Origin of the sequence: Sphingobium cupriresistens, from assembly GCF_004152865.1 — a bacterium.
Taxonomy (GTDB): Bacteria; Pseudomonadota; Alphaproteobacteria; order Sphingomonadales; family Sphingomonadaceae; genus Sphingobium; species Sphingobium cupriresistens.
This window is the reverse complement of record NZ_SEOO01000010.1, coordinates 104,178-111,970: the sequence shown is the minus strand read 5'-3', so window position 1 is coordinate 111,970 and position 7,793 is coordinate 104,178. Positions and strand designations below refer to the sequence as shown.

General features: G+C 62.8%; 8 protein-coding genes. 3 read left to right on the top strand and 5 right to left on the bottom strand.

Annotated elements, in window-relative coordinates; genetic code table 11:
* Positions 1-128 precede the first annotated feature (128 nt).
* From EWH12_RS08300 to EWH12_RS08290, 3 genes are all read left to right on the top strand, one after another.
* On the top strand, positions 129-1,034 hold the full coding sequence (locus tag EWH12_RS08300) for a TonB-dependent receptor domain-containing protein (RefSeq protein ID WP_165363586.1): 906 nt from the start codon (positions 129-131) through the stop codon (positions 1,032-1,034).
* Positions 1,035-1,050: 16 nt separating this feature from the next.
* Positions 1,051-2,109, top strand: coding sequence for a tyrosine-protein phosphatase (locus EWH12_RS08295; protein ID WP_066607905.1), 1,059 nt, complete (start codon positions 1,051-1,053; stop codon positions 2,107-2,109).
* A gap of 101 nt (positions 2,110-2,210) precedes the next feature.
* Entirely contained in the window at positions 2,211-2,411 is a 201-nt protein-coding gene (locus EWH12_RS08290; protein WP_129926273.1) for a hypothetical protein, read from the top strand.
* 44 nt (positions 2,412-2,455) lie between these two features.
* Here EWH12_RS08290 and EWH12_RS08285 read toward each other — a convergent pair whose 3' ends face one another.
* From EWH12_RS08285 to EWH12_RS22455, 5 genes are all read right to left on the bottom strand, one after another.
* Entirely contained in the window at positions 2,456-2,716 is a 261-nt protein-coding gene (locus tag EWH12_RS08285; RefSeq protein ID WP_066607902.1) for a hypothetical protein, read from the bottom strand.
* A gap of 233 nt (positions 2,717-2,949) precedes the next feature.
* Complete coding sequence (locus EWH12_RS08280; RefSeq protein WP_242495992.1) at positions 2,950-4,164, bottom strand: GGDEF domain-containing protein; 1,215 nt, start codon at positions 4,162-4,164, stop codon at positions 2,950-2,952.
* A gap of 263 nt (positions 4,165-4,427) precedes the next feature.
* Positions 4,428-6,161 carry an acyl-CoA dehydrogenase family protein gene (locus EWH12_RS08275; RefSeq protein ID WP_129926272.1) on the bottom strand — a complete coding sequence of 578 codons (1,734 nt, stop codon included), beginning with the start codon at positions 6,159-6,161 and terminating at the stop codon, positions 4,428-4,430.
* Between the two features lie 98 nt (positions 6,162-6,259).
* Positions 6,260-6,844 carry a TetR/AcrR family transcriptional regulator gene (locus EWH12_RS08270; protein WP_129926271.1) on the bottom strand — a complete coding sequence of 195 codons (585 nt, stop codon included), beginning with the start codon at positions 6,842-6,844 and terminating at the stop codon, positions 6,260-6,262.
* A 270-nt stretch (positions 6,845-7,114) separates the two neighbouring features.
* Positions 7,115-7,420 (bottom strand): hypothetical protein, encoded by a 306-nt coding sequence (locus tag EWH12_RS22455; RefSeq protein ID WP_207212376.1) that lies wholly within the window; start codon positions 7,418-7,420, stop codon positions 7,115-7,117.
* Between the last annotated feature and the right edge of the window lie 373 nt (positions 7,421-7,793).

Genomic DNA, 7,793 nt, shown 5'->3' with positions numbered 1-7,793 from the left:
CGTTCCCGGCCCAATATCTCCACCGCCGTCCCTCGCTTTGGCTCAGGACGTCCATAACGACGTCCTTATGGACGTCTCTTACGCGCTCACATCACAGCAAGGCAGGCGGCCTCAACCGGTCGGTTACGATGGGCGGACGGTACAGTCATGACAAGAAGAAGGGCGAGTTGACCAAGGTCAATGGCGCAACGCCGACCGTCAACGGCGTCACCGGCGACGTGCCGATGGCATTCAAGTCCGATCGTTTCGATCCGCTGGTCACGCTTGCCTATGATGTGAGCCGCCATATCAATGTCTATGGCAAGTGGAGCACCGGCTACAAGGCGGGCGGCGCCAATTCGCGCTCGCTCACCTATCGCAGCTTCGGGCCGGAATCGGTGTCCAGTTTCGAAATCGGGTCGAAGATGGACCTGCTGGACAATATGGTCCGCCTCAACCTTGCGGCCTATACGACCAAGTATAAGAATGTGCAGATCGATTTCAACGCGGTGACGCCGGGTGTCAACCGCACCACATTGGAAACGGTCAATGTCGACGGGTCGGGCCGGATCAAGGGGTTCGAAGCGGACTTGACGGTGGCGCCAGCGACCGGCCTGACGCTGACCGCCAGCTACGCCCTGACCGACATCCGCCTGCCCCAGGCGCATAACCCCTTCATTGCCGGCAATCCGCTGGTCACCGTCTATCCGGTCTATGTGCCCAAACACTCGTCCAGCGGCGCGATCGATTACAGCCTGCCGGTCGCCGGGGACGCGAAGATCCTCGCGCATCTCGACGCCAATTTCGCCAGCCGCCAATATAGCAGCGCCAGCGATCCCACGCTCAACGACCGCACCTTCCTGGTCAATGGCCGACTGTCGCTGGCCGACATCGATTTGGGCCGGGACAATGCGAAGCTGCGCGTGTCGCTATGGGCGCGCAACCTGCTCGACAACCAGTTCGTGTTCCTGCGCAACTACAGCGCCGCGCTGGGCACATACGCCATCTATAACGAGCCGCGCACATTCGGCGGCGAAGTGAACGTCCAGTTCTGAACGAGAGGATAGAGCTATGAAGAAAATCATTCTGGCCCTGGCCGGCCCGTCCCTGATCGTCCTGTCTTTCGCCGCCATGCCTGCATCAGCCCGCGTCGCCGATGCGACGGCGGAGCGGCTGGCCGGCGACAAGATGCAATTGCGCTGGTCGGGCGCCGCCAAAGTCGACGTCTATGCCGCCGATCGGGCGGATGCGGACATCGCGTCGGCGCGACTGCTGTCGGCCGCCGATGTCGACGGCGGCGAGATCGTTCCGGTCGACGCAGTCAAGCGGCCCTATTTCCTGCTGCGCGACCGGGCCGACAACAAGGTCACGATCCTGTCCGAACGATTGGTGCCCTTGGCGCAGGGGTCCAACTTCCGCGATCTGGGCGGGTATCGGACCAAGGATGGCAAGCAGGTCAAATGGGGCCTGCTCTATCGGTCGGGCGGATCGGCCATGCTGACCGCCGACGACAAGGCGCGGGTCCAGGCGCTGGGCCTGCGCAACATGGTCGATCTGCGATCGGACGAGGAACGGCAGTTCGCACCGTCGCAGATCGACGGCGTCCCCTACTCCACGATAGGCTATTCAATGGCGGCGATGATCAAGGGCGACCTGCGCAATGGCGGTGCGCTCTATCGGAACTTCCCTGAACAGCTCGCGCCGCAACTGCGCATCCTGTTCGACATATTGAAGCGCAACGAAGGGCCGGTGGAATATAATTGCTCCGCCGGGCAGGACCGCACCGGCTTTGCGAGCGCGATGATCCTGTCCGCCCTTGGCGTGCCCCGCGACGTCATCCTGGCGGATTATCATCTGTCGACCAGCTATCGGCAGCCGCAATATGAGGTGCCCCCGATCAATGCGGCGCTCTACCCGGACAATCCGGTCGCCCAGATGTTCGCCCGCTATCAGAGCAATCCCGCCTATGCCAAGGCGCAACCGCTCAAGGATGCCGACGGCAAGGCGTTCCTGGCCAGCGCGTTCGAGGAAATCGACGCCCGCTGGGGTTCGGTCGACAATTATCTGAAGCAGGAGATCGGCGTCACCGCCGTCGATATCGCGGCATTGAAGCGCGCCTATCTCCAGTAACCGGGCGCATCGCACCGATGGGCGGGCAGGATATGGACCGTTCGTCCATCGGGGCGCTTCCGGTGTTTACGGGCCGGGGCGGTCGGCGCTAGAGCGCGTCGATGACCATCATTGCAACGATCATGAACAGCGCCACCGGCCAAGCCATCCAGAAGATGAGCTTTGGCCGGATGCCCAAGCCGTGGGCGACATTCCACCTGGAAACCGGTGAGCGGGTCACCGCCGACCGCGTTCATGTCGGCAAGCCCGCGCCCGGCAAATTCGTCGCACCGGTCGAGATATGGGTCACGCCCAAGAGCTGAAACGTCCCATTGACGGCCCGCGCCCCTGGCTTGACCCGGCGCGATCAACGCTGCGCGAAGCGCACCGCGGGCTTGTGGCTGATGGTCAGCCCCGCCTGCGCCCATTCGCTCTTGCTGCGGCACTGGGTCACGGGGATCAGCGATCCGGTCACCACCTGCTTGAAACAATAACGGTCGGTCTTGACGTCATAGCGCACCTTGGCGGCGCCGAAATTGCCCTGGGCCTGAGCGAAGGCGGGCGTGCTGGCGGCCGAAACGGCGACGGTGGCGACGGCAATGGCGGCGATGAAAGCAATGGTCTTCATGATGATGTCCTTCCCTGAGTATGTGGCCCTGAGTATCTGGCCCTGAGCGTCTGGCCGAAACCTGCTCGCAGGCTCTGTCCGCCATATTGCAGAGAGCGTGCCAGTTTGCGGAAAGTGCTGAAATCCAACCCTATCCCGGCCGCGCGCGGGATTGTCGCCGATAAATAATCCCGCTTATTGGGATTTTTCATCAACCATTCGGGAATATTGCATGGATTGCGGCATTTTGGCCGTCAGGCGACCGCCCGGCCCTCATCCTGCACATCTTCGGGACCGCAAAATTGCACCTGCGCCTTTCCCTTGGCCTTGGACCGATAGAGGGCCGCGTCCGCACATCCCATCAGCCTTTCCATGTCGAGGCCATGTTCGGGCGTCAGGGCGATGCCGATGCTGACCGAAATGCGCATGGCGACGCCGTCAATGACATAGGGTTCGCTCAATTGCCGGATCACCCTGCGCGCGAGCAGTTCGGCCTGATCGGCATGGTGCACATGGGATTGGATCAGGAGGAATTCATCGCCGCCCAGCCGCGCCGCGACATCCTGCGTTCGAATCGCCGACGCCAACCGATCCGCGACCTCCACCAGCATCCTGTCGCCGACGGGGTGGCCATATTGATCGTTGATCGCCTTGAATCCGTCCAGGTCCAGATAATGAATCGCCAGCTGGCTGGTCGCATGGGCGGATTTGAGCTTGGCCTGAAAGGATTCGCGCAGGAGCAGTCGATTGGGCAGGCCGGTCAACGGATCGAAGCGGGCGAGCTTGCCCAGATCATGTTTGGCGGTGAGATGTTCGACGGATGCGCCATAGAGATGCCGCGCCGACGCCAGGCTCATCAACCCCACCGTGATGAGGAGCAGGGCTTCGAGCGTGAAAAATTCGGTGTGCAGCCTCTCGCCATCATCGCTTGCGGCATGAACGAACATCGCGAACGCGACGGGCAGCACCGCCAACGACACGCTGATCGCGCATAATGTCGGCCGACCGGCGTTGCGCGACACGATGCCTGCGCCAAAGGTGAAGACCAGGCTGACCGTCGCCAGATGGACGAGTGGTTCGTGCGCCATCAGGACGCACAGGTTCAGCGCGGCGATCAGCAGCGCGAAGGCATAAGTGAGGATGGCGTAGCGCCCTTCCCAACGCCCCAGGCGCGCAACGTCCTGATCCGCGCCGCCGGCGCGATGATAGGCGCGGATCAACAGGACGCGCCCGATCGTCACCGCAATCGCAATGCCGGTCAGGGCGGCGATCCAGCCATCGTGCCACTTGATGTAGATGAGCGATCCGACCAGCGCATAGAGGATGCCAAATCCCGCGATCGGCGCAGTCATGGTGAAGAGGGTGGAGACGAGGTCGCGATAGACCGCATCGGGCAAGGCAGGCGCGGCGGCGCGGTTGAACCAGGTCCGCACCGGTCGTCCGCCGTCAATCTCCTGCCTTCTCTCCATGGCGCCTTTCTTCGACAGGAAAGTTAACAGTTCCCTATCGATGCGACGAGACGAGGCGGACGCCGGCCATGGAGACAGCATTCCCCCGCTCTGCGCAGCGATAGCCCTAGCCGATGGCGATCTGCTTTGGTGGCATTTTGCGCGCAGTCGTGACGCCCCAGGCCGATCGTGCCGATCCACGATATTGCCCCAAGCCGGTCAAGCGGCACCGCGCAGCGCCCTCCCCCTGGCTGCTACGCGGTTTCGGATCGATCAAGCCGTGCTTAAAAGCAGTCTGCGCCCAGCGCCATGATCGACGCTTCGCCAGCCGCGATGCTGACCGCCAGGCTCTGCGCCTGCGGCAGCATCCGCTGGGCGAAGAAGTCGGCGACGATACGCTTGCCGGCGTGCAACACATCGTCGCCCTGCGCCGCCACGGCCATGCGCGTCCACATCCATCCCATCGAAACCAGCGCGAAAAGACGCAGATAATCGACCGCCGCAGCGCCCGCAGCATCCCCATGCGCGCCTTGCAGCGATGCCGTGGTGGTGCGCAACAAAGCCAACGCCGCGCGCGTCTTGATCGCGATATCAATAGCGCCGGCCGCGTCCACATCCGCCGCGATAAGGTCGAAATAGCCGTCAACCACGGCGCCGCCCGCCATCGCCAGCTTGCGCCCGACCAAATCCATCGCCTGCACGCCATTGGTGCCTTCATAGATTTGCGCGATGCGCGCATCGCGCACATATTGCTCCATGCCCCATTCTCGGATGTAGCCATGGCCGCCGAACACCTGCTGCGCCTGCACCGCGCTGTCGAAACCGAAATCCGTGAAGGCGGCCTTCACGACCGGCGTCAACAGCGCGACCAGCGCGTCGGCCTTCGCCCGCTCGGCGGCGTCGGGATGATGATGCGCCCGATCGAGTTGGAGCGCGGTCCAGCCGCCCAATGCCCGCCCGGCCTCGACAAAGGCGCGGATGTTGAGCAGCATCCGCCGCACATCGGCATGGTCGATGATCGCCACCGGCCCACGCGCACCATCGGCGCTGCGTCCCTGGAGCCGCTCCTTGGCGTAACCCGCGGCCTGCTGATAGGCCGCGCCGGCGACGCCGAGTCCCTGGATGCCGACCATCAGCCGCTCCGCGTTCATCATCGTGAACATGGCGGCCAGCCCCCTGTTCGGCGCGCCGACCAGCCAGCCGGTCGCTTCGTCATAATTCATCACGCAGGTCGGCTGGGCATGGATGCCCATCTTCTTTTCCAGCGCGCCGACCGACATGCCGTTGCGTATCGTGAATTCGCCGTCCGCGTCGGGCAGATATTTGGGCACCAGAAACAGGCTGATTCCCTTCACCCCGGCCGGTGCATCGGGCAGGCGCGCCAGCACGAGATGGACGATGTTGCCGCCAAAATCATGGTCGCCCGACGAAATGAAGATTTTCTGTCCGGTCACGGCAAAGCTGCCATCGCCCTGCGGAACGGCCCTGGTCTTGAGCAGGGCGAGGTCGGTGCCTGCCCCGCTTTCGGTCAGCGCCATGGCGCCGGTCCATTCGCCGCTCACCATTCGCGGCAGATAGACCGATTTCAGCGCATCGTCAGCATGGGTCGCAATCGCTTCGCAGGCCCCGCGGGTCAGGCCGGGAAACAGGCCGAAGGACAGGTTCGTCGCCGACAGCATCTCGTCCAGCCAGAGTTGGAGGATGAACGGCAGTCCCTGCCCGCCATGGGCCGGATCGGCCGACATGGATGCCCATCCCGCCGCCACGAAATCGCGCCATGCGTCAGCGAAGCCGGCGGGAGTGATAACGCTTCCATCGACCAGGCGGCTACCTTCTTCATCGCCATGGCGGTTGAGCGGGTGTAGCCGATCGGCGCACATCCGCCCCGCTTCCTCCAGCACCGCGACCGCCAGGTCGGCGTCGACCGCCTGACCTGTCTCCGCCATCGCCGCGTCAAAGCGCAGCACCTGCGTCAGCAGGAAGCGGTAATCGTCGATCGGCGGAACATAACTGAACATCGGGCCTCTCCTCAAAGCGCAGCGCCGCAACTACACCAAACATGTGTTACAGTCAATTCCAATGGGCCGGACAGGATGGCGGGTTTACAGCGAACACCCTATTCGTGCCGGAAGATCGACACGATCTGGGCGGCGATGTCGTTGGGCGCCAGACGTCCTGCGCGATACCAATTCGACGCTGAATTAAGCTGTGACAACAATAGATTGCGGTAGACGGACCGGTCGATATGCGACGGCAGCGGCAGGCCCGCGACCAGCGATCGGAAAACCTCTTCGAACCGATCACGCCGCGCAATCAGCTGTTGGCGCACCGCATCGGGCACTTCGCGAAAATCGTTCATCATCGGCATCGTCAGCGAATCCGGCGCCAGCTGGATTTCCAGCAAGGCCGCGCAGGCCGCCGCCAGCCTGGCCCATGGATCGTCCTGCGCGCGGACAGCCTGGGCGATGCTGCTCTCGGCGGCGTCCAGCGCGGCATTGTGCAATTCGACGAACAGCGCGTCCTTCGATTTGATATGGTGATAAAGCGACCCGCCCAACACGCCGGCCTGCTCGCCGATGTCGCGCATGGATGTCCCGCGATATCCCTTTTTCGCGAACAGTTGCGCCGCGATCTCCAATATCTGGCGACGGCGCCCCGATCCCTCGTCGTTCGAACCGCTCGCTGGATCATGCTTCTTCATCAGGACGCGCTAGCATAACTTTTCGTGGCGTCGAAGCCCCGTCCCGCAGATCGATCGATCTACCAAATCCCATGTAAAATAGCGATTTGTATCCCTTGGCAGACATTTTGTGGATGCACGGCGATGTCGGGGGTAAAAGACGATGATGCCGGGCGATACGGTGATAAAACAGGGAGAGAGATGATGTCGAAACTGCGAAAGCATATGTCTATTTCGGCGTCTGCGATGGCGCTGGCCATGGCGCAAGCCACTGTCGCCGGCCGACATCGGCTATGACGAAATCATCGTGACCGCGCGCAGTCGTTGCAGGATGTCAGCGTCGCGGTATCGGCGGTGAGCGTCGTCCGTCACCTTCGGCAACGACTTCGACCAGGCGAAGGTCTTTATCCGCGCCGTGGGCGCAAATACGTCCACCACCGGCAGCAGCACCGGCGTCGCGCGCCTTGCGCCGCTTGGTCCGGCCGGTATCGCGACCAAACCCCGCGACCTGGGCAGCGATGAACCGCCGTCGGTCAATAGCAAGAGCCAGTCATACACGGCGACCTTCAACTGGGAATTGAGCGACGCCTTTTCCATCACCAACGTCGCCGACTACCGCGATTTCAAGACTATGGCTTCCCACTCGGCTACCGCTACTGATCAGCGTGGACCGAACGAAGGCGGGAATGGGATTTCGATCCTGCCCCCCTTCTCGGTGTCCGGAAATCCGCCGTCCTGGCGCGCGGACGGGCCGGTCCATGAGAATGCCGGGAAGCTCTCTGGCAGGAGCGCAGAGCGCCAATCGAGCCGACGCGCATTTTCGCCCGACAGCGCATGATGCATCGGCCGAAGCGCTAAACTTCACCTTCTATGCCCTCAAGTCTTTCACTATAGCGCTATGGCGATCGATCGACCATTAGCGCATCGGCTGGATCACATCCGCGCTAAAAAAGAGGGGGAGGAAGCCAGA

Coding starts and splice junctions, on each gene's coding strand:
- EWH12_RS08295 (WP_066607905.1), top strand. CDS start 1,051: ATGAAGAAAATCATTCTGGCCCTGGCCGGCCCGTCCCTGATCGTCCTG.
- EWH12_RS08270 (WP_129926271.1), bottom strand. CDS start 6,844: ATGAAGAAGCATGATCCAGCGAGCGGTTCGAACGACGAGGGATCGGGG.
- EWH12_RS08300 (WP_165363586.1), top strand. CDS start 129: ATGGGCGGACGGTACAGTCATGACAAGAAGAAGGGCGAGTTGACCAAG.
- EWH12_RS08280 (WP_242495992.1), bottom strand. CDS start 4,164: ATGGAGAGAAGGCAGGAGATTGACGGCGGACGACCGGTGCGGACCTGG.
- EWH12_RS08285 (WP_066607902.1), bottom strand. CDS start 2,716: ATGAAGACCATTGCTTTCATCGCCGCCATTGCCGTCGCCACCGTCGCC.
- EWH12_RS22455 (WP_207212376.1), bottom strand. CDS start 7,420: ATGGAAAAGGCGTCGCTCAATTCCCAGTTGAAGGTCGCCGTGTATGAC.
- EWH12_RS08290 (WP_129926273.1), top strand. CDS start 2,211: ATGACCATCATTGCAACGATCATGAACAGCGCCACCGGCCAAGCCATC.
- EWH12_RS08275 (WP_129926272.1), bottom strand. CDS start 6,161: ATGTTCAGTTATGTTCCGCCGATCGACGATTACCGCTTCCTGCTGACG.